Here is a 25,253-nt window from a genome sequence, read left to right as displayed (position 1 = left end):
TGCTTTTCAGGGCAGGCTTGTTGCGAGGTTCGGTTGATTTACTTCTGATTGGCTGTCAACGCCGAGTAACCATTCATCAAGTTGCGATAGTTAGGGATGCGCTGGGACAACAGGTTCCCTAGGCCCTCGATATCGTTGCGCCAGTCGCGGTGCAACTCACACGCCACCGAGAACCAGTTCATCAACTGCGCACCCGCCTGGGTCATCCGGCTCCACGCCGCCTGCTGCACCGTGGTATTGAACGTGCCCGACGCATCGGTCACCACAAACACCTCAAACCCTTCCGCCAGCGCCGACAGGGTCGGGAACGCTACGCACACATCGGTGACCACGCCGGCAATGATGATCTGCTTGCGACCGGTGGCCTTGATTGCCTTGACGAAGTCTTCGTTATCCCACGCATTGATCTGACCAGGGCGGGCGATGTAGGGCGCGTCCGGGAACATCTCTTTCAGTTCCGGCACCAGCGGGCCATTGGGGCCTTGCTCGAAGCTGGTGGTGAGGATGGTCGGCAGGTTGAAGAACTTGGCCAGGTCAGCCAGGGCGAGCACGTTGTTCTTGAACTCGTTGGGCGAGAAGTCCTGTACCAGGGAAATCAGGCCGGTCTGGTGGTCGACCAGCAGGACTACGGCGTCGTCTTTGTTCAAGCGGTTGTAGGTTGCAGTGCTCATGGTTGAATCCTTTTTTGTTCAGGTTGGTTGGGCGTTGCGTTCAACATGGGCATAGATTAATAGGTGGGCTGTGGGGGATAAATCGGTTGGGATAGGTAATACCGTCAACTCATAGGGGACAATGGTAGCTACGTCGCGGGTGCTTGGGGAGCCACTGGGTACGCCGCAGAGGGCGGTGTTGTATTTGATGGAGATGGAGAAGAGGGTGGCGAATCGGACTGTAAGCCGCCCGCTTTTGGTCATTCAATTGTCCAGCAGCTTGCTGGACAATTGACTTGGGATTTTCACGGGCATTAAAAAGCCGGCTTGTGGCCGGCTTCTCGGGGACTGCCTCAGCTTGTTTTTGACAAACCTCACCAGCCTTCAAATCGCTCAGCCCACAACACGTCTGGCTGGATAGTAGGGGCATCCGCGGGAACTCCTCCGCTTCGCCAGGCAAGGTGGATAGCGTAAAGCCACCCCCTGCCGAATGTGCGGCGCATGATACCCATATTCACCTCAGTTGCCCACCTCCGGGTCCGATTTAGAGCCTTCCCAGCCCAACAGATGTTCATCCAGTGGCACAGGCGGGCGTCGGTTATTCAGGGTGGACCACCAGAATACCCACCCCACAATCTGGAAGTTCTGCTCAAAGCGTTGTTCGTAGGTGAGGTATTCGTCGGGATGCTCGCCGGCATTGTGACTGCGCATGCGCAAACCTCCGCCGGGCCTGTTGTAGAGGTATTTGATGCGCAGCATGCCATCGTGTTCTACCGCGTAGATCTCGCCGTCGATGATTTGCGTGCGGCCTCGGTCGATGGCGAGGGTGGCGCCTTGTTGGATGATGTCGATCATGCTGTTGTCGACCATGTAGGCGCCCAAAGCGCGGTCGGGGTTTACGTTCAGGGCCTGAAGGGTGTGCAGCGAGAGGCGGATGCGCTCGTTGGAGGTGAATGAAGGGTGGAGATCGATCTCCACGTCGGTTTTTTCCGGGAGGCAGGCGGGGCCTGTGAGGTATTTGCCGCTGGCTTCGCGGGTGGTGGGCAGTCCTTTTCGTGAGCTCGGGCCATCCAGCAGGAAGTTGGCCGGTGGGTGTTTGGGGCCTTCGCCGGTGCGCAGCCAACGGCTGGAGATGCACAGCAGTTCTGCGATCTCGTTGAGTCGGCCCATGGGTACACCGCGCTTGAACCAGTTGTTCACGTGCTGGGGCGTGACACCGCGGTTCTTGGCGAAGTCGGAGGCGGAAAGATGAACTTCCTGTAGTAGCGCTTTTAAACGATCACCTGATGTATTCATAAACGCAGAGTTTACTGGCCGGAATTACAGATCAAATAAACCATGCGTTGAGTTGCGCTTGTAGGGATTTACTTAGTTGTAGCCTGATACTTCGGATTTTGATTTAAACTAAACGTTGTTTATAAATCATTGAACTTTCCGTTTAATTTTTCCCACAAAAAAAGCCCCGAATAATCGGGGCTTTTTCAATTGCCGGGGCAATGAGGAGCGGGTATCAGCCTTTGTAGGCGGCAACCGACTTCAGGATCTCGGCGCGGGCGGCGTCTGCGTTGCCCCAACCGTCGATCTTCACCCATTTGCCTTTTTCGAGGTCTTTGTAGTTCTCGAAGAAGTGTTTGATCTGCTCCAGCAACAGTGGCGGCAGGTCGGTGTATTCCTTCACGTCCACGTACAGCTGGGACAGCTTGTCGTGTGGAACCGCGATCACTTTAGCGTCGCCGCCGCCGTCGTCGGTCATGTTCAGGATGCCGACTGGACGCGCACGGATAACCGAGCCTGGGGTAACCGGGTAAGGGGTTACCACCAGCACGTCGAGGGGGTCACCGTCGTCAGCCAGCGTGTTGGGGATAAAACCGTAGTTGGCCGGGTAGAACATCGGGGTGGCCATGAAACGGTCAACGAACAGGCAGTCGCTGTCTTTGTCGATTTCGTATTTGATCGGCGCGTGGTTGGCCGGAATCTCGATGGCGACGTAGATGTCGTTCGGCAGGTCTTTGCCAGCCGGAATCTTGCTGTAGCTCATTGGGCGTTGCCCCCGTTAATTGGCCATGAAACATGGCCGGATTGGCCTAAAAGTGGCGGCGATTATAGGCACATTCTGACGCCGATGCCATGCGCCAGACGTCGTACGGTCATTCGCCCGGTGGCTGATAGCGCGGGTCGCTGGCTTGCAGTTGAATGAGGCGGGCCAGGGGATCCTGGCGATAAAAGCGGCTGAGTTGGGCGTACACCTGTGGATAACTGCTGACCAGCAAATCCGGGGCGCTGAAAAAATATTCGCTGGTGACGGCAAAGAATTCAGCGGGGTTTTCGGCGGCGTAGGGGTCGATCTCGGTCTCGGCATCCGGGTTGGCATCGAGTTGGCGATTGAGATCGTCGTAGGCGCTCTGCATCACGTTGGCCCACTCCTGCACGCGCATGTCATGGTGCAGCGGCGGCAGGCCGTTGGCGTCGCCGTTGAGCATGTCGAGCTTGTGGGCTAGTTCGTGGATGACCAGGTTGTAGCCTTCCCACTGACCGCTGGCCAGCACGCCGGGCCAGGCGAGGATCACCGGACCTTGTTGCCAGGCTTCGCCGCTGTGTTCGCCGTCCCACTCGTGTTCGACGCCGCTGCTGTCGCGGTGACGCTGGGGGCTGAGGAAGTCGTCGGGGTACAGCACGATTTCGTGGAAGCCCTGGTACCAGTCGAGGTCGCCCAGGTTCATCAGCGGCAATTGCGCCTGGGCGGCGAGCAGCAGGCGTTGTTCCTGATGCAGTTCGACGCCGGGCAGGGCGGTCAGGTGTTTTTCGGCGAGGAACAGCACGCAGGCTTCGCGCAGCCACTGGTCCTGCTCGGTGCTGATGCCGTCGAGGAAGGTCAGGTGATGGCGCACCCGTTGCCAGGTGTCATCGGCAATCGGGTGTTTGGCCAGCAAGCGCCGGCGACGCCAGGCGCTGAGCGACCACATCGCAGGTTACTGCGGCTTGGCTTCGGAGGATGTGCGGCCAAACCGGCTGCGGAACACCCCAATGATCATCGGCACGAGCGACAGCAGGATGATGAACACCACCAGCAGCGACAGGTTTTTCTTGATGAACGGCACATTGCCGAAGAAATAGCCCAGGGTTACCAGGCCGCCGACCCAGAGGATGGTGCCGAATACGCTGAAGCCGAAGAAGCGCGGGTAGGGCATTTTCGCGATGCCGGCAACGAACGGCGCGAACGTGCGCAGGATCGGCAGGAAGCGCGCCAGGGTCACGGTTTTGCCGCCGTGTTTGTCGTAGAAGTCGTGGGTCTTTTGCAGGTAGTCGCGACGGAAAATCTTCGAGTTCGGGTTGCTGAACAAGCGCTCCCCGGCCGTTCGCCCGATCACATAGTTGGTGCTGTCGCCGAGGATTGCCGCCAGCATCAGCAGGCCGGCCAACAGCACCGGGTCCATGCCGCCACCCGCAGCGACTGCGCCGGCGATGAACAGCAATGAATCGCCTGGCAGGAACGGCATGACCACCAGGCCGGTTTCGCAAAAGATGACCAGGAACAGAATGGCGTAGATCCACGGACCGTAATTGGTTACCAGCAGGTCGAGGTAGACGTCGAGATGCAGGATAAGGTCGAGCGGGTTGAAATCCATGGATGGCACCTGTGTGAATGGCCCGGCTCAGCAGGCCTGTGCGGAAGCTCGGGTAATAAGGCTACAAGTGTATGCCGCATTTCTTACAACCCTGAAAGGTCCGCATTATACGGATTGAGAGGTGAAAAGCGTGTTGGTTTTGTAGCGAAGGATGTCGTGGTAGTTTCAGGCAAACATCCAGTCTGAACGTGGGAGGGGGCTTGCCCCCGATGGGGTAGTGTCAGTCAACACATCTGATACTGACCCACCGCAATCGGGGGCAAGCCCCCTCCCACAGGGGATTTATGGTGTTTTTGATAGCGTTGATCAATCCTCGCTGATCGGCAGCGTGTAGTTCTTGAACTCCGTGTCTTCGCGAAACCCAATGGACTCATAGGTCTTCTGCGCCACTTCGTTGTCGCTGCTGGTCGACACGCGCAGTCGCACCGCGTGGGTCTCCTTGGCCATTTTCTTCGCCGTGCGCATCAGGTTGTCCGCCACCAATTGCCGGCGGGCGTCTTCAGCCACATAGATGTCATTGAGGATCCACACCCGCTTGAGCGACAGCGACGAAAAGCTCGGGTACAGCTGGCAAAACCCCAGCAGCTTCTTGTCATCATCATCCGCCAGGGCCAGGTAGATCACCGACTCCTTGCGCCGCAGGCGCTTCTCCAGGAAGGCCCGCGACGAATCCGGGAACGGCAACGCCCCGTAGAACTCACGGTATTTGACGAACAGCGGGGTCAACAGGTCCAGGTGTTCCAGGGTCGCTTGAGTAATCCGCATGCCAGGCCTCAACTTCCAAATGGGGGATGACCACACAAGCGGCCGTGACTCGATGCTGCCTAATGGCGCGAAAAAGCGCAATCGTGCAGCGTTCAGTCATCCGGTGAACTGAGCAGGAAATTGCCTTTCATCAGGTCCGGATCATCCGACTCGAGGGTCTGCACCTGCGCCTCGTCCTTGAGATTGACCCCCGACAGCTGCCGGCGACACGCCTCTCGCATCAAGTAAAGCAGGCGGTGGGCGGCCATGCCGTAGCTCAGGCCTTCCAGGCGCACATTGGAGATGCAGTTGCGGTAGGCGTCGGTGAGGCCGACCTTGGGGTTGTAGGTGAAATACAGGCCCAGGCTGTCCGGCGAGCTGAGGCCGGGCCGTTCGCCGATCAGAATGACGGTCATCTTGGCCCCGAGCAACTGGCCCACTTCATCCGCCACCGCCACGCGGCCCTGTTCCACCAGAATGACCGGCGACAAGGACCAACCGTCTGCGCTGCTCTGTTCTTCCAGGCGCGTCAGAAACGGCAAAGTGTGTTTATGCACCGCCAGTGCCGACAGGCCATCAGCGACCACCACCGCCAAGTCCACGCCGCCGGGGTTGGCCGATGCATGATCGCGCAGCAACTGGGCTGACTCATCGCTCAGGCGCCGCCCCAGGTCCGGGCGTTGCAGGTAAAGGTGACGGTCAGTGGCAGCACTGTGCAGCAACAGGCTGTCACGCCCGCGTTCGGCCAACTGACCGCGCAGGCCTGCATGGTCGAAGGGCAAGTGCACAGCATCCCGTGCCTGGGCGTGGGCAAATTGGAAATCCAGCTGCGCGCTAGTGGGGATGCTGGTGCCGGTGCGGCCCAGGGCTATTCGGGCTGGCGTCAGGCGGCGCAGTTCCAGCCAAGGGTTGTCAGGCAGGTCGAGTTGCACAGGCGGCTCCTTCATCCCAATTGCGCCAAGGCTTGGCGAAACGCCGGTGGCAGGCTGTTGCCGAAGTGCACCTTGCCGTCGGCTTGCGTGAAGATGCCCATCTTCGCCAGCCACTGTTCAAACTCCGGCGCCGGCTTTAAACCCAATGTTTGGCGGGCGTACAGGGCGTCGTGGAACGAAGTGGTCTGGTAGTTGAGCATGATGTCGTCGGAGCCGGGAATGCCCATGATGAAGTTGATCCCGGCCACACCCAGCAGGGTCAGCAGGGTGTCCATGTCGTCCTGGTCGGCTTCGGCGTGGTTGGTGTAACAGATGTCGCAACCCATCGGCACGCCGAGCAGCTTGCCGCAGAAGTGGTCTTCGAGGCCGGCGCGGATGATCTGCTTGCCGTTGTACAGGTACTCGGGGCCGATAAAGCCTACGACGGTATTCACCAAAAACGGTTTGAAATGTCGCGCCACCGCGTAGGCGCGGGTTTCGCAGGTTTGCTGGTCGACGCCAAAGTGCGCGTTGGCCGACAGGGCGCTGCCCTGGCCGGTTTCGAAGTACATCAGGTTCTGGCCCAAGGTGCCGCGATTGAGGCTCAGGCCTGCTTCGTAACCTTCCTGCAGCACACTCAGGCTGATGCCGAAGCTGGCGTTGGCCGCCTCGGTGCCGGCAATCGACTGGAACACCAGGTCCAGCGGCACGCCACGGTTGATCGCCTCGATGGAGGTGGTGACGTGGGTGAGTACGCAGGCCTGGGTCGGGATCTCGTAGCGCTGGATGATCGCGTCGAGCATCTCCAGCATGGCGCAGATGGAGGCGATGCTGTCGGTAGCCGGGTTGATGCCGATCATGGCGTCACCGTTGCCGTACAACAGGCCATCGAGAATGCTCGCGGCGATGCCGGCCGGCTCATCTGTAGGATGGTTGGGCTGCAGCCGCGTGGACAAGCGCCCGCGCAGGCCCATGGTGCCGCGAAACTGCGTGACCACGCGGATCTTCTGCGCCACCAGCACCAGGTCCTGCACACGCATGATCTTCGACACGGCGGCGGCCATTTCCGGTGTCAGCCCTGGCGCCAAGGCGCGTAGGGAATGTTCGTCGGCCGCGTCGCTGAGCAGCCAGTCGCGCAAGCCGCCGACGGTCAGGTGGCTGACCACGCTAAACGCCTGTTTATCGTGGGTGTCGATGATCAGTCGGGTGACTTCATCGCTTTCATAGGGGATCAGCACTTCTTCTAAAAAGTGTTTGAGCGGGATATTCGCCAACGCCATCTGCGCCGCCACGCGTTCACCGTCGTTCTGTGCGGCGACGCCGGCGAGAAAGTCACCGGAGCGTGCGGGGCTGGCCTTGGCCATTACGTCCTTGAGGCTGTCGAAGCGGTAGGTCTGTGCGCCCACCGCGTGGGAAAAACTTGCCATACAGTGTCTCCTTGGCGACGCAGGCACGCGCCTGCGTCGAGGTTTACGGCTATCAGTGCAAGGCGGCCTCTGCGGCCTGGATCGCCGCGAATTCCTCTTCGGGCGTGCCCGCTACCAAGTGATGCCGGCTGTAGAAAGCAAAGTAAGCAATTAATACTCCATAGATGATCGCGGCGCCAATCACCACCCGTGGATCCACCAGAAAGCCCGCTACCACGGCCACGCAGGCCAGCACGAGGGCAACGCCGGAGGTGAAGACGCCGCCCGGCGTGCGGTACGGACGGTCCATTTTGGGGCGACGGATGCGCAGGGTGATGTGCGCGGCCATCATCAGCACGTAGGAAATGGTCGCGCCAAACACCGCCACCAGGATCAGCAGGTCACCCTGGCCGGTCAGCGATAGGCCAAAGCCGATGATGCCGGGGATCACCAACGCCAGCACGGGCGCCTTGCTTTTGTTGGTCTCGGACAGTTTGCGTGGCAGGTAGCCGGCACGCGACAGCGCGAAGATTTGTCGCGAATAGGCGTAGATGATCGAGAAAAAGCTGGCGATCAGGCCCGCCAGGCCTACCAGGTTGACGAAGCTGCCCATCCAGGTCGAGCCGCCATAGGACAAGGCCAGCGCCTCCACCAGCGGGTTGCCGGACTTGATCAACGCGTACGTGCCGGCGCCGCCCGGTGCTATTACCAGGATCAGCAGGGCAAAGCTGGTCAGCACCACAATGGCGCCGATCAGGCCGCGCGGCAGGTCGCGCTTGGGGTTCTTGGTTTCTTCGGCGGCCAGCGGCACGCCCTCGACGGCCAGGAAAAACCAGATGGCATAGGGGATTGCCGCCCACACACCCACATAGCCGAACGGCAGGAAGGTGCTGGCACCCTTGGCCTCGGTCACCGGGATGTCCAGCAGGTTGGCAACACTGAAGTGCGGCACCATCGCCACCAGGAACACGCCCAGGGCAATCGCAGCCACGGCGGTAATCACGAACATCAGCTTCAAGGCTTCGCCGACACCAAAGATGTGGATGCCGATAAAAATGATGTAGAACGCCAGGTAAATCATCCAGCCGCCAATGCCGAACAGCGACTCGCAATACGCGCCGATAAACACCGCGATGGCGGCGGGGGCGATGGCGTATTCGATCAGGATCGCGGTGCCGGTGAGAAACCCGCCCCAGGGACCAAAGGCGCTGCGGGCGAAGCCGTAGCCACCGCCGGCGGTGGGGATCATGGAAGACAGCTCGGCCAGGGAAAAACACATGCACAGGTACATGGTGGCCATCAGCAATGTGGCCAGGAACATCCCGCCCCAGCCACCTTGGGCCAGGCCGAAGTTCCAGCCGGCGTAGTCGCCGGAGATCACGTAGGCGACGCCAAGGCCGACCAGCAGTACCCAGCCGGCGGCGCCTTTTTTCAGTTCGCGTTGTTGGAAGTATTGGGAGTCGACTTTTTCGAAGTCGACAGAAGATCCAGTCGGTTCGCTAGGCATGGGAAAGTACCTTTCATTCTTATTGTTTTTAATTTGGCGTCTTTGTGTCGAACGCAAAATGTGGGAGGGGATAAGCCCCTCCCACATTTGATTGCCTTTCAAATGTGCGAGGGGGTAATTAGAAGAAGCCCAGCGGATTAATGTCGTAACTCACCAGCAAGTTCTTGGTCTGCTGGTAGTGATCCAACATCATCTTGTGGGTTTCACGGCCAACGCCGGACTTCTTGTAACCACCGAACGCGGCATGGGCCGGGTACAGGTGGTAGCAGTTGGTCCACACGCGGCCCGCCTTGATCGCGCGGCCCATGCGGTAGGCGCGGTTGATGTCGCGGGTCCATACGCCGGCGCCCAGGCCGAACTCGGTATCATTGGCAATCGCCAGGGCTTCGGCTTCGTCCTTAAAGGTGGTGATGCTCACCACCGGGCCGAAGATTTCTTCCTGGAACACGCGCATTCTGTTGGTGCCTTTGAGCAGGGTCGGTTGGATGTAATAGCCGCCAGCCATGTCTCCGGTAAGCTTCTCGACTTTGCCGCCGGTCAGCAGTTGCGCGCCTTCGCCCTTGGCGATTTCCAGGTAGGACAGGATCTTGTCGAACTGCTGCTCGGACGCCTGGGCGCCGACCATCGTGTCGGTATCCAGCGGGTCGCCGCGTTTGATCGACTCGATCTTCTTCATCACCACTTTCATGAAGTCGTCGTAGATCGATTCTTCCACCAGTGCACGGGAAGGGCAGGTGCACACTTCGCCCTGGTTGAAGAACGCCAGCACCAGGCCTTCGGCGGCCTTTTCGATGAACGAAGGTTCGGCTTTCATGATGTCAGCGAAGAAGATGTTCGGCGACTTGCCGCCCAGCTCAACGGTCGACGGAATAATGTTCTCGGCCGCCGCATGCATGATGTGCGAACCCACCGGGGTGGAGCCGGTGAAGGCAATCTTGGCGATGCGCTTGCTGGTGGCCAGGGCTTCGCCGGCTTCCTTGCCGAAACCGTGCACCACGTTCAGCACGCCCGGTGGCAGCAGGTCGCCGATCACTTCCAGCAGCACGTTGATGCCCAGCGGGGTTTGCTCGGCGGGCTTGAGCACCACGCAGTTACCGGCGGCCAGCGCCGGGGCGAGTTTCCACGCGGCCATCAGCAGCGGGAAGTTCCACGGGATGATCTGGCCAACCACGCCCAGCGGTTCGTGGAAGTGGTAGGAGGCGGTGTGTTCGTTGATCTCGGCGCTGGTGCCTTCCTGGGCGCGAATGCAGCCGGCGAAGTAGCGGAAGTGGTCGGCCGCCAGCGGGATGTCGGCGTTGAGGGTTTCACGCACGGCCTTGCCGTTGTCCCAGGTTTCGGTGATGGCCAGCAGTTCGAGGTTCTGTTCGATGCGGTCGGCGATCTTCAGCAGCACCAGCGAACGGTCCTGGGCCGAGGTCTTGCCCCAGGCGTCGGCGGCGGCGTGGGCGGCGTCCAGGGCTTTGTCGATGTCCTTGGCGGTGGAGCGCGGGAATTCGGCAATTGCCTTGCCGTTGACCGGCGAAGTGTTGGTGAAATAGTTGCCATCGACCGGCTCAACGAATTCGCCACCGATGTAGTTGCCGTACTTGGCCTTGAACGAAACGATGGCGCCTTCAGTACCGGGGTGTGCGTAACGCATGGTGGGTATCTCCTGGCTTTTATGTTTATTGGGAGCGCAGCGCAACGAGCGCTTGATAAGCGTAGAGCAAAGGTTGGGCCACCGCTGTGTGAGCCAGCTAAATCAAGGGGTTGGGCATTGTTGCAAGGCGTTGCTGTGGCAGGGTTGATACAGCCTGTGTGACAGTTTGTGCCGTAAACGGTACAGCCCGTGACCGGCGGGTCGGCACGGGATTGCATTGCCTGGATGGCTGGGGGATGCTGGGGGTTCTCACGCAGGGAGAATAATAAGAAATGCACAACGATCATTTCAGTCGCCATGCCCAGCAAGTGCTCACCGTGGCCCATGGTCGCGACCCGTCCAGCGATCCCTCCATCGCCCGCTCCTGGCTGCGCTGCCTGGAGGACTATCACCTCGACCCTGCGCAAACCATTGCCCCCACCGTGCTTGAACATGGCCGCCTGCTGGAAAGCCGCGAGCGCCTGCAACAAGTGCTGCATATCGCCGGCAGTGAGATGAACAGCCTGCACCAGCAGCTCTCGGGCGCCGGCCATGCGGTGTTGCTGACCGATGCGCGGGGCGTGATCCTCAACTGTGTCACCGCGCCATCCGAACGCAAGATCTTCGAGCGCGCCGGGCTGTGGCTCGGTGCCGATTGGAGCGAAGCGTGCGAAGGCACCAATGGCATCGGCACCTGCCTGGTGGAGCGCCAATCCCTGACCATTCACCGTGATGAGCATTTTCGTGGCCGGCACACCGGGCTGACCTGTTCGGCCAGCCCGGTGTTTGATCCCCATGGCGATCTGCTGGCGGTGCTGGATGTGTCCTCGGCGCGCGAAGCGGTGTCGCGCCAGAGCCAGTTCCACACCATGGCGCTGGTCAACCTGTCGGCGAAGATGATCGAGAGTTGCTATTTCCTGCGCCACTTTGAAAATCACTGGTTGCTGCGCTTTCACCTGCAGGCTGAGTCGGTGGGGTTGTTCAGTGAAGGATTGCTGGCGTTCGATGGCGATGGGCGCATCTGCGCGGTGAACCAAAGTGCGCTGAACCTGTTGGGGCAGTTGCGTGGCGGCCTGCTGGGCCAGCCGGTGGAGGCATTTTTCGAATGCACCCTCGATCAGTTGCTCGGCCGCGCCAGCGCCAATGCCACCGCCAGTTGGCCGTTGCGTACCCGCGATGGCCGGCATTTGTTCGCGGCGCTGCGCGGTCAGGCGCGCAGTATTCCCACACCCGTTGCCAAACCTGCGGTGGTGGAACGGCCGCGCCTGCCCGGCATCTGCCTGGGCGATCCGGCCCTGCAACAGGACTTCAGCAAGGCGTTGCGGGTTTTCGAGCGCGATGTGCCGTTGCTGATCAATGGCGAAACCGGTTCCGGCAAAGAGGCCTTTGCCAAGGCCGTGCATCAGGCCAGCCAGCGGGCCGACAAGGCATTTGTGGCACTCAACTGTGCCGCCATCCCGGAAAGCCTGATCGAGAGTGAATTGTTCGGCTATCGGGGAGGCAGCTTTACCGGTGCGCGCAAAGAAGGCATGCAAGGCAAGTTGCAGCAAGCCGATGGCGGCACCCTGTTTCTCGACGAAATCGGCGATATGCCCCTGGCGCTGCAAACCCGTCTGCTAAGAGTGCTGGAGGACCGGCTGGTGGTGCCGCTCGGCGGTGAGCCCCAGGCGGTAAACGTACGAATTATCAGCGCCACCCATCGGAATTTGTTGGCGCGTGTGCAGGACGGCACCTTTCGCGAAGACTTGTACTACCGGCTCAATGGTCTGGAAATTTCCCTGCCGGCACTGCGTGATCGCGCGGACAAATCCCAGTTGCTGGATTTTCTGCTGGGCCAGGAGGCGGGTGAGCAACCGGTCGCGCTGGATCCTGCTGCACGCCGAGTGTTGTTGGCGTTCGCCTGGCCGGGCAATGTGCGACAACTGCGCATGGTGCTGCGCACGTTGATTGCGTTATGTGCGGACGGCCTCGTTCGGCTTGAAGACGTGCCCGCCCGTGTCCGTGATTCGCAGACCGCACAGGTAAACGACACCCTGCCATCGGCTGATTCATCGCTTGATGTTGCCGAACGTGGCGCGTTGCTGGCCGCCTTGGCGCAGCAACACTGGCACATGAGCCAGACCGCAGTTTTATTGGGCATCAGTCGAAATACGTTATATAGAAAGTTGCGCAAGTACGGAATCGCTCGTCAATTGCGCCAGGAGTGTTAGTTGCCGGTTGCTTATTAACTGCGGTGTGTAAGTCACGGTTATTACTCACCGTCCGAGGGATCGGCTTTGTTTGCGCGGCATTGGTTTTCTGGAACTGGTGGCGGGTTTTTCAAGACGCAGAGGATAAGGCCAATGTGCAATTTGGCCTTGCCTGTCTCAACAACTATCCGTTTCAGAAGCTATTAGGGTGAAGGTTATGCGCATAACAGGTCAGACTCCGTCAATACCTATGCAAACTGAACAACCGTCCACTGAGTTATCAAAAGAGCCCACTGCACCGACCATTAATTATCCCAGTGATGAAGCCCAAAACGGGCAAGAGGTACACAGCCGTCGCAAGAGGGACTTGTTTTTCAACCCGTTCAGGCGGCGTCCGCCATCACCACCGACACGGGGATCCAGCGTTGGAGGCTCACCGCCACGCCTCAATCCCCCGCCTGCAAGCCCAGCGCCGCCGACGGGGTCTGTGGGAAGTGCCTTCAGGAGTATTTTGCCAAAGATCACTGGCCAGCCGGTGGCCAATGTGATTCCGTCCCAGAGCCATGCTGCTCCCAAGACCTTGGCCGAGGTGACGCAAAACCTGATCGTCGCGGACCGATTGCACAAGGCGGGTGTGTTTTCCACTTCCCCCCAACTCGGCACGGTGGCCCGTGATGCCTTTGTAAATGCGGGGATCAATGGGTTTGTCAGTGCGCCACTCAGTATTGCAACCTACGCAGGGTCCGCTTGGACAGGAGAGGCGATCAAAGGCCAGTACACCTCGCAGACCCCGATTCTGCCACCGGTGCACCAACCGGCCCCCAGCACTCAGGGAGCAACGTACGCGGGCAGTGTTTCGACGCAGAATGCCAATGTGGACACGCGACTGGCCCTGGCCGAACTGCGTATCGAGGTCGTGGCGAATAACATCATGGCAATACGGGAGGGGACGGATGCGAAGGCCCTCAAATTGGTTGAACGTGATTCACAGTCTCCGGGTGAGCGACTGGCCGCGCTTGAGGCCTTGTACGACGTCGCCGAAAATCAACTCAAGATGATCGGTGAGGAAAACGACATGATCTTGCGACCTTACAAAGGCGCTTCCGGCGCAACGGCTGGTACCGACGGCAGCCGGCTGGACAGCCTGGATAAGCGTTTTGAGGCGGTGAACAAGTTCATCGGCAAACTCATCGTGCTCAAGGCCACCGACCTACCCGCTGAACCAATGGCTGATACGCCGACTGTCTGAGTTCCTGGGCGGCCTTCCGGGGCCGCCACCTGACAGCTAAAGAGTGCGATTTTCGCCCCCCTGCGCTAACCTGCCTCGATGTTTTACGAGGTCGACTATGCACATTCATATTCTCGGTATTTGCGGCACATTCATGGGCTCGATGGCCGTTCTGGCCAAAGAACTGGGCCACCATGTCACCGGCTCCGACGCCAACGTCTACCCGCCCATGAGCACGCAACTCGAGGCCCAGGGCATCGAGCTGACCCAAGGCTACGACCCGGCGCAATTCGACCCGGTCCCTGACCTGGTGGTTATCGGCAATGCCATGTCTCGTGGCAACCCGGCGGTCGAATACGTCCTCAATAAAGGTTTGCCTTATATGTCCGGCCCGCAGTGGCTGGCGGATCATGTGCTGCAAGGTCGTTGGGTCTTGGCGGTCGCCGGCACCCACGGCAAGACCACCACCAGCAGCATGCTGGCCTGGGTACTGGAGCACGCGGGCATGAGCCCGGGCTTTTTGATCGGCGGTGTGCCGCAGAACTTTTCGGTGTCGGCACGCCTGGGCGACACGCCGTTCTTCGTGATCGAGGCGGATGAATACGACAGCGCCTTCTTCGACAAGCGCTCCAAGTTCGTTCACTACCGCCCGCGCACGGCAATCCTGAACAACCTGGAATTCGATCACGCTGACATCTTCCCCGACCTGGCGGCCATCGAGCGCCAGTTCCACCACTTGGTGCGGACCATTCCAAGCGAAGGCCTGGTGATCCACCCGACCACCGAGCCTGCCTTGCAGCGCGTGATCGAGATGGGCTGCTGGACCCCGGTACAAACCACCGGCGCGGGCGGGCAATGGCAGGTCAGGTTGCTCAGCGAAGACGGTTCCCGCTTTGAAGTGCTGTTCGAGGGCGAGGCCCAAGGCATCGTCGAGTGGGACATGACCGGCCAGCATAACGTCGCCAACGCTTTGGTGACCCTGGCGGCTGCGCGGCATGTAGGCGTAGTGCCGTCCATGGGTATCGCCGCGCTGAGTGCATTCAAGAGCGTGAAACGGCGTATGGAAAAGGTCGCCGACGTGAATGGGATTACCATCTACGACGACTTTGCCCACCACCCGACGGCGATTGCCACCACCCTGGATGGCCTGCGCAAGCGCGTTGGCGATGCGCCGATCATTGCGATTGTCGAGCCGCGCTCCAACTCCATGAAGCTTGGCGCGCACCGCGACGGCCTGCCGGAAAGCGTCAACGATGCCGACCAGGTGGTCTGGTACGCACCGGCCAATCTCGGCTGGGACCTGCCGGCGATTGCCGCCCTGTGCACGGTGCCGTCCAGCGTCTGCGACTCCATCGAAGGCATCATCGAACACGTCAAGCACCAGGCCAAGCCCGGCACTCACGTAGTGGTCATGAGCAACGGCGGCTTTGGCGGCCTGCATGGCAAGTTGGCCGAGGCGCTGAAATGAGCGGCCCGGAGCGCGTCACCCTGGCGATGACCGGTGCATCCGGCGCACCCTATGGTTTGCGTCTGCTCGATTGCCTGGTGCGTGAAGACCGCGAAGTGCATTTCCTGATCTCCAAGGCCGCGCAGCTGGTGATGGCCACCGAGACCGACGTGGCGCTGCCGCCCAAGGTGCAGACCATGCAGGCCTTCCTCACCGAATACACCGGTGCGGCGGCGGGGCAGATCAAGGTCTACGGCAAAGAGGACTGGATGTCGCCGGTGGCGTCCGGCTCGGGAGCGCCGGCGGCGATGGTGGTGGTGCCGTGTTCCACGGGCACCTTGTCGGCGATTGCCACGGGGGCCTGCAACAACCTGATCGAGCGGGCGGCGGACGTCACGCTGAAGGAGCGCCGCCAGTTGATCCTGGTGCCGCGAGAAGCGCCGTATTCGAGCATTCACCTGGAGCACATGCTCAAGTTGTCGAACATGGGCGTGACCATTCTGCCGGCCTCGCCGGGTTTCTATCACCAGCCGCAGACCATCGATGACCTGGTGGACTTTGTGGTGGCGCGCATTCTCAACCTGCTGAACATTCCCCAGGACATGCTGCCACGTTGGGGCGAGCACCATTTGAGCAGCGATGAATAAGGCGCTGCTGGTCCTGCTGGCGCTGCAACTGACGGGCTGCGCCACCGCGCGTACGTTGGACGCGGCGCAACCGGGTGCGCCGGTGGTGTATGCCGGCACGCGCTTGGATTTGTATGCAATGAATGGTGGCTGCTGCGCCAAGGACAGGTTTGGTGCCGAGGCGCCGAGTTATCCTGGGGTGGATCTGCCGGCGAGTGCGTTGCTCGATACCTTGTTGTTGCCGCTGTCGGTGTTGACGGTGTTGGGCGTTGGTTTCAACGCCACGGGCGGCCTGTAACCCTGTGGCGAGCCCGCTCGCCACAGCAAGCCCTTCAGTGGGAAGGGACCGGTTATTTGCCGAGTTTGCGCAACTCGTCCGACTCCACTACCCGCACCCCATCCTGCTCTTCCAGCGCCAGGCGCCACATGGCGCGGGCCAGTTCGCACACTTCAATGCCGTGGTATTTGCCCGGAATCAACCGCGACAGCGGCCCGGCCAATTGCTCCGCCAGGCGCGGTTGCAAGCGTTCCCCCAGCAACAACGACGGCCGCACGATGGTCAGCTGTGGCCAGTCCTGGGCCCTCAAGGCTTGTTCCATTTCCCCCTTGACGCGGTTGTAGAACACCGAGGATTTGGAGTCGGCGCCAATCGCGCTGATCACGATCAGGTGCCGCGCACCCATTTCCCGCGCACGCTTGGCGAAGGCCACGACCATATCCAGGTCAACCGCGCGAAAGGCGGCTTCGGAACCGGCTTGTTTGAGGGTGGTGCCCAGGCAGCAGAAGGCGATATCTACCCGGCCGCTCAGTTGTGGCAGGAGCACCGCCGGGTCGCCCACCGGGTTGTCCAAATGCGGGTGTTGGGCCAGCGGCTTGCGGCTGGGCGCAAGCACGCGGGTCACGGTGGGTTCGTTGAGCAGGCGGTCGAGCAGGTGTTCGCCGGTAAGGCCGGTGGCTCCGGCGAGCAAGATATGCTGAGGCGTCAGGTACATGGTGTTTCCCCCTTGTTACACGTTACAGCTTAGTTGCCTTTGGCTTCCTTGCTATTCATTGAGACGCTTTCCAGCGCCTTTCGTGCCTGCTGTTTGCGTAATAATTGCCAGTGGGCGATCACACCCTTGGGGGCCCAGATCTGCGGTTCGGAGGCTTCGAAGTTGTCCGCCTGTTCGCGTTCGGCCACATGCAGTTGCGCCAGCTTGAAGGCTTGCTGCAAGTCGTCGGTCTGGTTGAGGGCTTGGGCGAAGAGGGCGTCGCCGAAGTAGGTGAAGTCGGCTTCCTCGGAGCAGCCGAAGGACACGCGGTCGGCCCGGGACGCGGTCATGATCAGCGTGTGCTCATCCTTCAAGGCCGGGATGAAGCCGCCGGAGTAGCAGGCCGAAATCACCACGATCTTGTCGCGGTTCTTCAGCGGTGCCAGCACGGCCGCCAGCTCATCGGCTGGCAGGTCGGCCAGCTCCATACGCGGCTGGTCCAGCACCAATTCGTGTTCGTGGGTACCGTGGCTGGTCATGTAGATGAACACCAGGTCTTCCGGGCCGGTGCGCTCGGCCAGGGTTTGCACGGCGCGCCGCAGGCTTTCGCGGGTGGCCAGGGGGCGATCGGTGATGTGGTCGCGGTGATTGACCAGGCGAATCTGCCCGCGTGCTCCGAAGCGGGTGGCGAGCATATTGCTGACGTAATCGGCTTCGCGCAGGAACACGCTTTGTTTACCGTCGCCAGCCACGGCCAGGGTGTACAGCTCCACGGCGGGGGTGGAGGCGGGCACGGCGGCGAGGGCTGTATCCAGCAGGCGGCCTTGGGCCAGCACGCCGATTTCCAGGGGGTCGGGCAGCAGTTTGCCGTCGGCGTCACGCACGCGCATGCCATTGACCCAGGTACCGGCCTGCACGGTGCCGTCGGTGAGGACCAGGGTGCCTTTGCCTTGATAGTTGTCGCCGTCGAAACCGCCGATATAGAAGCTGCCATCGGTGAGGTTCAGGCGGCCTTCACCGGTAAAGCGCCAGTCGCTGAACTGGCCGACATAGTGGCTGCCATCCACACCGATCAATTCGCCCTTGCCGCTGAGCGCGCCTTCCTTGAATTGGCCGATCCACACGTCGCCGTCGGCGTTCTCGTAGCGGCCCTTGCCGTTGAGTTGGTTCTGCTTGAACTGGCCGACATAGATGTCGCCGTCGGCGCTGTTGAAGGTGCCGTTGCCTTCCAACTGGCCATCGACGAAATGGCCGCTGAACTGGTTGCCGCTGTCGTCGTTGCGCTGGCCTTCGCCATTGGGCTTGCCGTGGGCGAACTGGCCCTGGTACTGGCTGCCGTCCGCCAGCTCCAGGCGACCAAGGCCGGAATACTGGTCGTCCTTGAATTCGCCGCGATAGGTCATCTGCCCCTCTTTGAGGGTGCCTTCGCCATTGCGTCGTCCGTTCTTGAAGCCGCCCACGTAGTGGCTGCCCGCCGTGGTCAGGCTGCCCTGGCCGTCGAACAGGCCTTGCTGGAACCGGCCTTTATAGACTTCGCCGTTACTGCCATGCCATTCGCCCTGGCCGTGCCACTGGCCCTTGTCGAACTGCCCGGCGTACCAGCTGCCGTTGGGGTAGTCCACGCGGCCCTGGCCCTGCAGCAAGCCATCGACCACATCACCCCGGTAGCGGCCGCCATCAGGCAGGCGCGCATCGGGCGGCAACAGCGATTCGCCATCTCCGCAAGCGGTGAGCAACAGGGCAAGGGCGAGGGGAGCGAGTGGGCGCATAGCGGGATCCGGATAATTGAGCGCCGAGTATGCCGCAGCTGCGAGTTTCATACATAAATTTACATACGCTGTGGTGAGGTTTATTTCCCCACCACAGGCACGGCCTTATACAAAGCAGAGTGACAACGACTCGGCAATGTAAGCCGGTTTTTCCTGGCCTTCGATTTCCAGGGTGCAGGTTGCCTTGAGCAACCACTGGCCGGGCTTTTTCTCGGACACGTCGGTGAGGGTGACCGCCAGGCGCACGTTGGAGTTGACCTTCACCGGCTGGATGAAACGCACGCTGTCCAAACCATAATTGACTGCCATCTTCAGGCCTTCGGGCATGATCAGGATGTCTTCGATCAGCTTGGGAATCAGCGACAACGACAGGAAGCCGTGGGCGATGGTGCTGCCGAATGGCGTTTGCGCGGCCTTGACCGGGTCGACGTGGATGAACTGATGATCGCCCGTGGCCTCGGCGAACAGGTTGATGCGTGCCTGGTCGATGGTGAGCCATTCGGAACGTCCCAGTTCCTTGCCGACATAGTCTTTGAGCTGCGCTACGGGTACATGGGGCATTGCGTCTCTCCTTGGTTCATCGGTGCTGTTTTTATCGATTACAGAGAACCAATGTAGATCATCATGGCCAATCGGCTCGGTCAACCCACCATGCTTTTGGCGAATGCCGGTGCATAGGGCGGGCATGCTTATAATGCGGGCGAGTTTCGAGGGGGAAGAACGGATGCTGTTACGGGGCCTGACCTGGCTGGTGCTGTTTCAATTGATCGGCACCGCGATCAATCATTTGCTGTTGCCGGTACTGCCGGGGCCGATCATCGGGCTGCTGCTGATGCTGGGCTTCCTGGTCTGGCGTGGCGAAGTCGGCGAGCCATTGAGCCTGGCCGCCAGCAGCCTGTTGCGCTACTTGCCGTTGCTGCTGGTGCCGCCGGCGGTAGGCGTGATGGTGTATGCCAAGGACATCGCCGCGGACTTCTGGGCCATTGTCGGTGCGCTGGTGTTGTCACTGGTGATTGCCATGGGCTTTGTCGGCGTGTTGATGCAGCAGATGGTCAAGCGCAAGGAGAAGGATCAATGACTGTCGACTGGCAGGGCGCCTGGACGGCGGTGATCCATCACCCGCTGTTCGGCATCGGAATCACCCTGGGTGCCTATCAACTGGTACTGGCCGGTTTCGAGAAAACCCGCTGGATCTTCCTGCAGCCTGTACTGGTTTCCATGCTGCTGGTGATCGGCGTACTGATCAGCTGTGGCCTGAGCTACGCCGAGTACCGCAAGAGCACCGAGATCATGGGCATCCTGCTGGGCCCGGCGACGGTGGCCCTGGCGGTGCCGCTCTATTTGAACCTGCGGCGCATTCGCCAATTGTTCTGGCCGATTTTTACTACGCTGGTGATAGGCGGGGTGTTGGCCACCGGCCTGTGTGTACTGCTGGGCTGGTGGTTTGGCGCCGAACACAGGATGTTGATGACCATGGCGCCCAAGTCGGTGACCTCGCCGATCGCCATGCTGGTGGCCGAGCAGATTGGCGGTGTGGCGGCATTGGCGGCGGTGTTTGTGCTGATCACCGGGGTGATCGGCGCGATGATCGGCCCGGCATACCTGTCGCGCCTGGGCGTGCACAGCCCTGAGGCGCGGGGCATGGCCCTGGGCATGACCGCCCACGCGGTCGGCACCTCAGTGGCGTTGCAGGAAAGCGAAGAGTGCGGCGCCTTTGCGGCGCTGGCCATGAGTCTGATGGGCGTGGCCACGGCAGTGTTCCTGCCGCTGGCTGTGTCGGTGATCGTTTAAACCGGGTTTAAGGAAACCTTTATGAGTCTGGCGCTGTTCCCACTCAATACCGTGCTGTTCCCAGGCTGCACCCTCGACCTGCAATTGTTCGAGGCGCGCTATCTGGACATGGTCGCCCGCTGCATGAAAAAGGGCGAAAGCTTCGGCGTGGTGTGCATCCTCGACGGCAAGGAAGTGGGTCTGGCCCCGGACGGCTACGCGCTGATCGGCTGTGAAGCGCTGATCCGCGACTTCAAGCAGCAGGACAATGGCCTGCTGGGGATTCGTGTCGAAGGCGGTCGCCGGTTCCGGGTGCGTGACGCGGGCGTGCAGAAAGACCAACTGCTGGTGGCTGATGTGCAGTGGCTCGAAGAACTGCCGGATCAACCGCTGGAAGAAGAGGACGCCGACCTGCTGGCATTGCTCCAGGCGTTGGCCGAGCATCCGATGGTGGCCTCGCTGGACATGGACGCCCACGCCGACGGGCAGCAAGCCTTGGGCAATCAACTGGCGTATCTGCTGCCATTCACCGAGGCCGACAAGATCGACCTGCTGCAACTCGACGACCCGCAGCAGCGCCTGGATGCGATCCAGATGCTGCTCGATGAGTTGCAGGGTGAGTTGTTCACTTAATAGGCATAACGCAGCAGGGCGTGGGGCGTGCCGGTGAGGGCGATAAAGCTGAGCACCGCCACCAATGCTGGCAGCAACAGCCACCAGGCTTTTTGCGGCATCGCCGGCAGCGGGCTGCGGTACTGGCTGACCCCCAGGCTGAACGCACATACCGTCATCGCCAGCAGCGTGCCGGCCAGGATGTCTGTGGGCCAATGCGCGCCCAGGTAGACCCGCGACAATGCGATAAAGGCGGCGGGAATGCAGCCCAGCAGCATCCAGGTCAGGCGTAGTCGGATGGGTTGCCCGCGCCCGGCCAGGACCGCCAGGGCCAGGAAAAACGCAAACGCGCCGGATGCATGGCCGCTGGGCATACTGAAACTGGTCAGTGGGTCTGTGAGGATTTCCGGGCGGCCACGGGCGAAAAACAACTTGGTTCCGGTGTTGATCACCGCCGCACCGGCGAGGGTCGCGCCGACAAACACCGCATGGCGCCATTGCCGAGCCACTAGCAGCAAGCCGGTAAACACGGCGCTGGCGACGAACATCTTCTTGAATTCGCCCAGTTGGGTGATGCGCACCATCACTTCGTCCAGCCAGGGGCTGCGGTGCTCCTGTACCAGGGCGCTCAGGCCCTGGTCAAAGTCATTGAGGTGGGGGTAGCCGATAAACAAGGCGATCAACATCGTCAGGCTGGCGCAACCGATCCAAAGGGTGGCGCGACGATGGCCGCGCAGGCTGCTGTTCAAGCTCAGGCCCACCACCACCGCGATACAGGCTGCTACCACTCCCGCTTCAGGCCAGAAACCCTCCGGCAATGGCAGGCGGAACGCGGCGCCGGTCGCCCAGCCTGGCAGCAGGTACGCCACCGACCAGCCCGCCGCCGCCACGAGGCTGACAATCGCAAAACGCGGGAAGGGCATGTCGCACATCCCGGCCACCATCGGCAGCATGGGCCGCAGCGGGCCGATGAAGCGCCCGACCAGCAGGCTGGCAATGCCGTACTTGTGGAAGTAGGTTTCGGCGCCGTTCATCCATTCCGGGTGATGACGCAAGCCGGGCAAGCGCCGGATGTTCTGGTGGAAATGTCGCCCCAAGTAGTAGGAAACCCCGTCACCCAACAATCCGCCGAGGAAGCCCAGCAGCAGGGTCTCGCTCAGTGACAGCGCGCCGCTGCCGGCGAGGGCGGCAATGGCAAACAACAATACCGTGCCCGGCACGATCAGCCCGGCGATGGCCAGGCACTCCACGCAGGCGACAATAAACACCGCGACCGCCAGCCATTCGGGGTTCAGGGTCAACCAGCCGGTAATGCTATCGAGCCATTGGCCCATACAATCCACTCCATGCTCAAATCAAAAAATAATCGCGGCCTTCGACCTGGCCCCTGCGCAGCGGGTTCCGCGTGCAATAAGGCGCGTAGCCGGCATCGACGAAGCGGTACATCAGGTGTTCATCACGCCCGCTGGGGATCCCCAGGCGGGTGGTCTGGATGATCTGGGTCGGGGTCTGCCCCACATCCTCCACGTAGAGCCGTTCCTGATCGAAGCGCTTGGCATCCCACATCGGCACCTTCAGGCCCAAGGCCTTACACAGCAGGGTCTGGCCGGCGCACAGTTTTTGCGAGGCGCGGGGGCTGCCGTCGGGGTTCGGGTTGTTCAACAACATCTGTGCCAGGCTGGCCGGGCCTGATACGTCATCGACCCATGGATAGGCCGATTTGATCAACACGGCATTGCCTGGTCCATGGGCGCTGAAGTTCAGCGAATCGCCACCCCGGGCGTAGTACATGTAGATATGCCCGCCATCCAGAAACAAAGCCTTACGCTTTTCTGTGTAGCCCAATGAGGCGTGACTGCCTTTTTCCGCCACGTAATAGGCTTCGGTTTCAATAATCCGTGCTGAAAGCCAGGTTTCACCGACGCGATGGCGGATGACTTTGCCGAGCAATTCCTGCGCAAGCAGTTGCGCGTCACGGTCGAAGAAGCAGTCGGGCAGGGCGCTGGCGGGGAGTTGCGGCGATGAACTGGGCATGGCGGTCAGGGTAAATACGGCTAAATGTGACGGAATCATAACAACTCCCACCTTAATTACCGCTGAACCCCAGGTTTTTACAGTTCATTTCGACCATCCGCCCCTCACCGCTGTCAGTCGGGCGGCGGCACAGCTATAATCTGCCGCTTTCCTCCCTGCCAAGACTCCCTGACCATGACTGAGTCCGTTCTTGACTACATGACCCGCCTGGGTCGCGCTGCCCGTCAGGCCTCGCGGTTGATCGCCCGTGCGAGCACTGCGCAGAAGAACCGCGCCCTGCTGGCCGCCGCCGATGCCCTGGATGCTTCGCGCTCCGAGCTCAGCGCCGCCAACGAGCAAGACCTGGCCAACGGCCGCGCCAATGGCCTGGAGCCGGCCCTGCTGGACCGCCTGGCACTGACCCCGGCACGTATCGACGACATGATCGAAGGCCTGCGTCAGGTGGCCAAGCTGCCTGACCCCATCGGTGAAATCCGCGACATGCGTTACCTGCCGTCCGGCATTCAGGTCGGCAAGATGCGCGTGCCCCTGGGCGTGATCGGTATCATTTACGAGTCGCGTCCGAACGTGACCATCGACGCCGCGAGCCTGTGCCTGAAGTCTGGCAACGCCACCATCCTGCGCGGCGGTTCCGAGGCGATCAATTCCAACCGTGCCATCGCGGCCTGCATCCAGCAGGGCCTGGCCGTGGCCGAGTTGCCCGCCGAAGTGGTGCAAGTGGTGGAAACCACCGACCGCGCCGCCGTGGGTGCGCTGATCACCATGCCGGAATTCGTCGACGTGATCGTGCCGCGTGGCGGCAAGAGCCTGATCGAGCGCGTCAGCCGCGATGCCAAGGTGCCAGTGATCAAGCACCTGGACGGCGTGTGCCACGTGTACATCGACATCGCCGCCGACATCGACAAGGCGATCCGCATCGCCGACAACGCCAAGACCCACCGCTACGCCCCGTGCAACACCATGGAAACCCTGCTGGTGCACGTCGGCATTGCCGAGCGCGTGCTACCGCCGCTGGCTGCCATCTACCGCGACAAGGGCGTCGAGCTGCGCGGTTGCGGGCGTACCCGTGCGCTGCTGGGCGCGGACGTGATCGAGGCGACCGAGCTGGACTGGTACACCGAATACACCGCGCCGATCTTGTCGATCAAGATCGTCGATGACCTCGACGAAGCCATCGAACACATCAACACCTACGGCTCGAAGCACACCGACGCTATTGTTTCCGAGCATTTCAGCGATGCCCGGCGCTTCCTCAACGAAGTGGATTCCGCCTCGGTGATGATCAACGCTTCGACACGCTTTGCCGACGGCTTCGAATACGGCCTGGGCGCAGAGATCGGCATTTCCACCGACAAGCTCCACGCCCGTGGCCCGGTCGGGCTGGAAGGCCTGACCAGCGAGAAGTACGTGGTGTTCGGCGACGGTCATGTGCGCACTTGATGGGTAAACGCATCGGGCTGCTCGGCGGTACCTTCGACCCCGTGCACATCGGCCATTTGCGCAGTGCCCTGGAAGTTGCGGATGCCCTCGCGCTGGACGAGCTGCGCGTGATGCCCAATGCGCGGCCGCCCCATCGCGATACGCCGCAGGTATCGCCGCAGCAGCGCCTGGAAATGGTGCGCCTGGCGGTGGAAGGCATAACGCCGCTGGTGGTGGACGACCGCGAGCTCAAGCGCGATAAACCGTCCTACACTGTTGACACCCTGGAGCTGATGCGCGCCGAGTTGGCCGCGGATGACCAGTTGTTTTTGCTTCTGGGCTGGGACGCTTTTTGCGGCCTGCCCTCTTGGCATCGCTGGGAGGAACTCCTCCAGCATTGCCACATCCTGGTTCTGCAACGCCCGGATGCCGACAGCGAACCGCCGGATGCCTTGCGCAACCTGCTGGCCGCGCGGTCGGTAAGTGACCCCTTGGCCCTGACCGGGCCGAACGGGAATATTGCATTCGTCTGGCAGACCCCGCTTGCGGTGTCCGCCACCCAGATCCGTCAACTGCTGGCCAGCGGGAAGTCGGTACGTTTCCTGGTGCCTGACGCGGTCCTGGCCTACATCGATGCGCACGGGCTTTACCGTGCGTCGAACTGAAAAGGCGCGCTTGAACGCACGAAAAATCGTACGGCAGGCGCCCGAACATACGAGCAAAACG

General features: G+C 61.2%; 25 protein-coding genes. 10 read left to right on the top strand and 15 right to left on the bottom strand.

From position 1 onward, the window contains the following. Positions 1–38: 38 nt before the first annotated feature. From ycaC to exaC, 10 genes are all read right to left on the bottom strand, one after another. On the bottom strand, positions 39–671 hold the full coding sequence (gene ycaC, locus LUU92_RS25565; protein WP_257102819.1) for an isochorismate family cysteine hydrolase YcaC: 633 nt from the start codon (positions 669–671) through the stop codon (positions 39–41). 498 nt (positions 672–1,169) lie between these two features. Beyond that, on the bottom strand, positions 1,170–1,946 hold the full coding sequence (locus tag LUU92_RS25560) for a LexA family transcriptional regulator (RefSeq protein ID WP_071489874.1): 777 nt from the start codon (positions 1,944–1,946) through the stop codon (positions 1,170–1,172). A 214-nt stretch (positions 1,947–2,160) separates the two neighbouring features. Further along, the gene (gene ppa / locus LUU92_RS25555; RefSeq protein ID WP_003219382.1) at positions 2,161–2,688 is read right to left on the bottom strand and encodes an inorganic diphosphatase; all 528 of its coding nucleotides are present in this window, start codon (positions 2,686–2,688) and stop codon (positions 2,161–2,163) included. Positions 2,689–2,797: 109 nt separating this feature from the next. Next, a complete protein-coding gene (locus LUU92_RS25550) occupies positions 2,798–3,613 on the bottom strand; it encodes a M90 family metallopeptidase (RefSeq protein ID WP_222540491.1) in 816 nt (271 codons plus the stop codon). Positions 3,614–3,619: 6 nt separating this feature from the next. Beyond that, the gene (locus LUU92_RS25545) at positions 3,620–4,276 is read right to left on the bottom strand and encodes a DedA family protein (protein ID WP_028618093.1); all 657 of its coding nucleotides are present in this window, start codon (positions 4,274–4,276) and stop codon (positions 3,620–3,622) included. 306 nt (positions 4,277–4,582) lie between these two features. Beyond that, complete coding sequence (locus tag LUU92_RS25540) at positions 4,583–5,041, bottom strand: GNAT family N-acetyltransferase (RefSeq protein ID WP_017528964.1); 459 nt, start codon at positions 5,039–5,041, stop codon at positions 4,583–4,585. Between the two features lie 92 nt (positions 5,042–5,133). Next, the gene (gene eutC, locus LUU92_RS25535) at positions 5,134–5,967 is read right to left on the bottom strand and encodes an ethanolamine ammonia-lyase subunit EutC (RefSeq protein ID WP_257102818.1); all 834 of its coding nucleotides are present in this window, start codon (positions 5,965–5,967) and stop codon (positions 5,134–5,136) included. Next, positions 5,964–7,358 carry an ethanolamine ammonia-lyase subunit EutB gene (locus LUU92_RS25530; protein ID WP_257102817.1) on the bottom strand — a complete coding sequence of 465 codons (1,395 nt, stop codon included), beginning with the start codon at positions 7,356–7,358 and terminating at the stop codon, positions 5,964–5,966. The genes eutC and LUU92_RS25530 overlap by 4 nt, the downstream gene beginning before the upstream one ends. A 52-nt stretch (positions 7,359–7,410) precedes the next feature. Then, on the bottom strand, positions 7,411–8,844 hold the full coding sequence (gene eat, locus LUU92_RS25525; protein WP_257102816.1) for an ethanolamine permease: 1,434 nt from the start codon (positions 8,842–8,844) through the stop codon (positions 7,411–7,413). A gap of 118 nt (positions 8,845–8,962) precedes the next feature. Further along, positions 8,963–10,483, bottom strand: a complete 1,521-nt coding sequence (gene exaC / locus LUU92_RS25520; RefSeq protein WP_257102815.1) for an acetaldehyde dehydrogenase ExaC — start codon at positions 10,481–10,483, stop codon at positions 8,963–8,965. A gap of 272 nt (positions 10,484–10,755) precedes the next feature. Between exaC and LUU92_RS25515 the strand changes: the two genes are divergently transcribed. From LUU92_RS25515 to LUU92_RS25495, 5 genes are all read left to right on the top strand, one after another. Continuing rightward, the gene (locus tag LUU92_RS25515) at positions 10,756–12,672 is read left to right on the top strand and encodes a sigma-54-dependent Fis family transcriptional regulator (RefSeq protein ID WP_257102814.1); all 1,917 of its coding nucleotides are present in this window, start codon (positions 10,756–10,758) and stop codon (positions 12,670–12,672) included. A gap of 490 nt (positions 12,673–13,162) precedes the next feature. After that, positions 13,163–13,900, top strand: a complete 738-nt coding sequence (locus LUU92_RS25510) for a hypothetical protein (protein ID WP_257102813.1) — start codon at positions 13,163–13,165, stop codon at positions 13,898–13,900. Positions 13,901–13,997: 97 nt separating this feature from the next. Next, positions 13,998–15,347, top strand: a complete 1,350-nt coding sequence (gene mpl, locus LUU92_RS25505) for a UDP-N-acetylmuramate:L-alanyl-gamma-D-glutamyl-meso-diaminopimelate ligase (RefSeq protein ID WP_257102812.1) — start codon at positions 13,998–14,000, stop codon at positions 15,345–15,347. After that, entirely contained in the window at positions 15,344–15,973 is a 630-nt protein-coding gene (gene ubiX, locus LUU92_RS25500; RefSeq protein WP_028618086.1) for a flavin prenyltransferase UbiX, read from the top strand. Before mpl ends, ubiX begins: the two co-directional genes overlap by 4 nt. Beyond that, a complete protein-coding gene (locus tag LUU92_RS25495; protein ID WP_071489882.1) occupies positions 15,966–16,250 on the top strand; it encodes a YceK/YidQ family lipoprotein in 285 nt (94 codons plus the stop codon). The genes ubiX and LUU92_RS25495 overlap by 8 nt, the downstream gene beginning before the upstream one ends. A gap of 52 nt (positions 16,251–16,302) precedes the next feature. On the opposite strand, the gene LUU92_RS25490 is transcribed toward LUU92_RS25495, so the two are convergent. The 3 genes from LUU92_RS25490 to LUU92_RS25480 form a co-directional block, all read right to left on the bottom strand. Next, complete coding sequence (locus LUU92_RS25490; RefSeq protein WP_071489883.1) at positions 16,303–16,944, bottom strand: oxidoreductase; 642 nt, start codon at positions 16,942–16,944, stop codon at positions 16,303–16,305. A 29-nt stretch (positions 16,945–16,973) separates the two neighbouring features. Beyond that, the gene (locus LUU92_RS25485) at positions 16,974–18,692 is read right to left on the bottom strand and encodes a C13 family peptidase (RefSeq protein ID WP_257102811.1); all 1,719 of its coding nucleotides are present in this window, start codon (positions 18,690–18,692) and stop codon (positions 16,974–16,976) included. A 105-nt stretch (positions 18,693–18,797) separates the two neighbouring features. Then, complete coding sequence (locus LUU92_RS25480) at positions 18,798–19,253, bottom strand: MaoC family dehydratase (RefSeq protein WP_071489885.1); 456 nt, start codon at positions 19,251–19,253, stop codon at positions 18,798–18,800. A gap of 163 nt (positions 19,254–19,416) precedes the next feature. Between LUU92_RS25480 and LUU92_RS25475 the strand changes: the two genes are divergently transcribed. The 3 genes from LUU92_RS25475 to LUU92_RS25465 are packed head-to-tail and all read left to right on the top strand — an operon-like array spanning position 19,417 to position 21,095. Next, positions 19,417–19,770 carry a CidA/LrgA family protein gene (locus LUU92_RS25475; protein ID WP_015886074.1) on the top strand — a complete coding sequence of 118 codons (354 nt, stop codon included), beginning with the start codon at positions 19,417–19,419 and terminating at the stop codon, positions 19,768–19,770. Next, positions 19,767–20,483 carry an LrgB family protein gene (locus LUU92_RS25470; protein WP_058427779.1) on the top strand — a complete coding sequence of 239 codons (717 nt, stop codon included), beginning with the start codon at positions 19,767–19,769 and terminating at the stop codon, positions 20,481–20,483. The genes LUU92_RS25475 and LUU92_RS25470 overlap by 4 nt, the downstream gene beginning before the upstream one ends. Positions 20,484–20,504: 21 nt before the next feature. Continuing rightward, positions 20,505–21,095 (top strand): LON peptidase substrate-binding domain-containing protein, encoded by a 591-nt coding sequence (locus LUU92_RS25465; protein WP_058427778.1) that lies wholly within the window; start codon positions 20,505–20,507, stop codon positions 21,093–21,095. On the opposite strand, the gene LUU92_RS25460 is transcribed toward LUU92_RS25465, so the two are convergent. Together LUU92_RS25460 and LUU92_RS25455 are read right to left on the bottom strand one after the other, a co-directional pair. Beyond that, positions 21,092–22,408, bottom strand: coding sequence for a bifunctional DedA family/phosphatase PAP2 family protein (locus tag LUU92_RS25460; protein WP_071489886.1), 1,317 nt, complete (start codon positions 22,406–22,408; stop codon positions 21,092–21,094). The two genes, LUU92_RS25465 and LUU92_RS25460, sit on opposite strands and share 4 nt — an antisense overlap. A 16-nt stretch (positions 22,409–22,424) precedes the next feature. Next, positions 22,425–23,108 carry a DNA-3-methyladenine glycosylase gene (locus tag LUU92_RS25455; protein ID WP_071490027.1) on the bottom strand — a complete coding sequence of 228 codons (684 nt, stop codon included), beginning with the start codon at positions 23,106–23,108 and terminating at the stop codon, positions 22,425–22,427. A 174-nt stretch (positions 23,109–23,282) separates the two neighbouring features. On the opposite strand from LUU92_RS25455, the gene LUU92_RS25450 reads away from it, so the two are divergent. Continuing rightward, positions 23,283–24,548, top strand: coding sequence for a glutamate-5-semialdehyde dehydrogenase (locus tag LUU92_RS25450; RefSeq protein WP_257102810.1), 1,266 nt, complete (start codon positions 23,283–23,285; stop codon positions 24,546–24,548). Next, positions 24,548–25,192 carry a nicotinate-nucleotide adenylyltransferase gene (gene nadD, locus LUU92_RS25445; protein ID WP_071489888.1) on the top strand — a complete coding sequence of 215 codons (645 nt, stop codon included), beginning with the start codon at positions 24,548–24,550 and terminating at the stop codon, positions 25,190–25,192. The genes LUU92_RS25450 and nadD overlap by 1 nt, the downstream gene beginning before the upstream one ends. The last annotated feature ends 61 nt before the right edge of the window (positions 25,193–25,253 follow it).

Origin of the sequence: Pseudomonas extremorientalis (assembly GCF_024584605.1) — a bacterium.
GTDB classification, from domain to species: Bacteria; Pseudomonadota; Gammaproteobacteria; order Pseudomonadales; family Pseudomonadaceae; genus Aquipseudomonas; species Aquipseudomonas extremorientalis.
Note: the sequence above shows the minus strand (reverse complement) of the source record. Positions and strands in the feature narration are given on the sequence as shown.

Coding starts and splice junctions, on each gene's coding strand:
- ycaC (WP_257102819.1), bottom strand. CDS start 671: ATGAGCACTGCAACCTACAACCGCTTGAACAAAGACGACGCCGTAGTC.
- LUU92_RS25560 (WP_071489874.1), bottom strand. CDS start 1,946: ATGAATACATCAGGTGATCGTTTAAAAGCGCTACTACAGGAAGTTCAT.
- ppa (WP_003219382.1), bottom strand. CDS start 2,688: ATGAGCTACAGCAAGATTCCGGCTGGCAAAGACCTGCCGAACGACATC.
- LUU92_RS25550 (WP_222540491.1), bottom strand. CDS start 3,613: ATGTGGTCGCTCAGCGCCTGGCGTCGCCGGCGCTTGCTGGCCAAACAC.
- LUU92_RS25545 (WP_028618093.1), bottom strand. CDS start 4,276: ATGGATTTCAACCCGCTCGACCTTATCCTGCATCTCGACGTCTACCTC.
- LUU92_RS25540 (WP_017528964.1), bottom strand. CDS start 5,041: ATGCGGATTACTCAAGCGACCCTGGAACACCTGGACCTGTTGACCCCG.
- eutC (WP_257102818.1), bottom strand. CDS start 5,967: ATGAAGGAGCCGCCTGTGCAACTCGACCTGCCTGACAACCCTTGGCTG.
- LUU92_RS25530 (WP_257102817.1), bottom strand. CDS start 7,358: ATGGCAAGTTTTTCCCACGCGGTGGGCGCACAGACCTACCGCTTCGAC.
- eat (WP_257102816.1), bottom strand. CDS start 8,844: ATGCCTAGCGAACCGACTGGATCTTCTGTCGACTTCGAAAAAGTCGAC.
- exaC (WP_257102815.1), bottom strand. CDS start 10,483: ATGCGTTACGCACACCCCGGTACTGAAGGCGCCATCGTTTCGTTCAAG.
- LUU92_RS25515 (WP_257102814.1), top strand. CDS start 10,756: ATGCACAACGATCATTTCAGTCGCCATGCCCAGCAAGTGCTCACCGTG.
- mpl (WP_257102812.1), top strand. CDS start 13,998: ATGCACATTCATATTCTCGGTATTTGCGGCACATTCATGGGCTCGATG.
- ubiX (WP_028618086.1), top strand. CDS start 15,344: ATGAGCGGCCCGGAGCGCGTCACCCTGGCGATGACCGGTGCATCCGGC.
- LUU92_RS25495 (WP_071489882.1), top strand. CDS start 15,966: ATGAATAAGGCGCTGCTGGTCCTGCTGGCGCTGCAACTGACGGGCTGC.
- LUU92_RS25490 (WP_071489883.1), bottom strand. CDS start 16,944: ATGTACCTGACGCCTCAGCATATCTTGCTCGCCGGAGCCACCGGCCTT.
- LUU92_RS25485 (WP_257102811.1), bottom strand. CDS start 18,692: ATGCGCCCACTCGCTCCCCTCGCCCTTGCCCTGTTGCTCACCGCTTGC.
- LUU92_RS25480 (WP_071489885.1), bottom strand. CDS start 19,253: ATGCCCCATGTACCCGTAGCGCAGCTCAAAGACTATGTCGGCAAGGAA.
- LUU92_RS25475 (WP_015886074.1), top strand. CDS start 19,417: ATGCTGTTACGGGGCCTGACCTGGCTGGTGCTGTTTCAATTGATCGGC.
- LUU92_RS25470 (WP_058427779.1), top strand. CDS start 19,767: ATGACTGTCGACTGGCAGGGCGCCTGGACGGCGGTGATCCATCACCCG.
- LUU92_RS25465 (WP_058427778.1), top strand. CDS start 20,505: ATGAGTCTGGCGCTGTTCCCACTCAATACCGTGCTGTTCCCAGGCTGC.
- LUU92_RS25460 (WP_071489886.1), bottom strand. CDS start 22,408: ATGGGCCAATGGCTCGATAGCATTACCGGCTGGTTGACCCTGAACCCC.
- LUU92_RS25455 (WP_071490027.1), bottom strand. CDS start 23,108: ATGCCCAGTTCATCGCCGCAACTCCCCGCCAGCGCCCTGCCCGACTGC.
- LUU92_RS25450 (WP_257102810.1), top strand. CDS start 23,283: ATGACTGAGTCCGTTCTTGACTACATGACCCGCCTGGGTCGCGCTGCC.
- nadD (WP_071489888.1), top strand. CDS start 24,548: ATGGGTAAACGCATCGGGCTGCTCGGCGGTACCTTCGACCCCGTGCAC.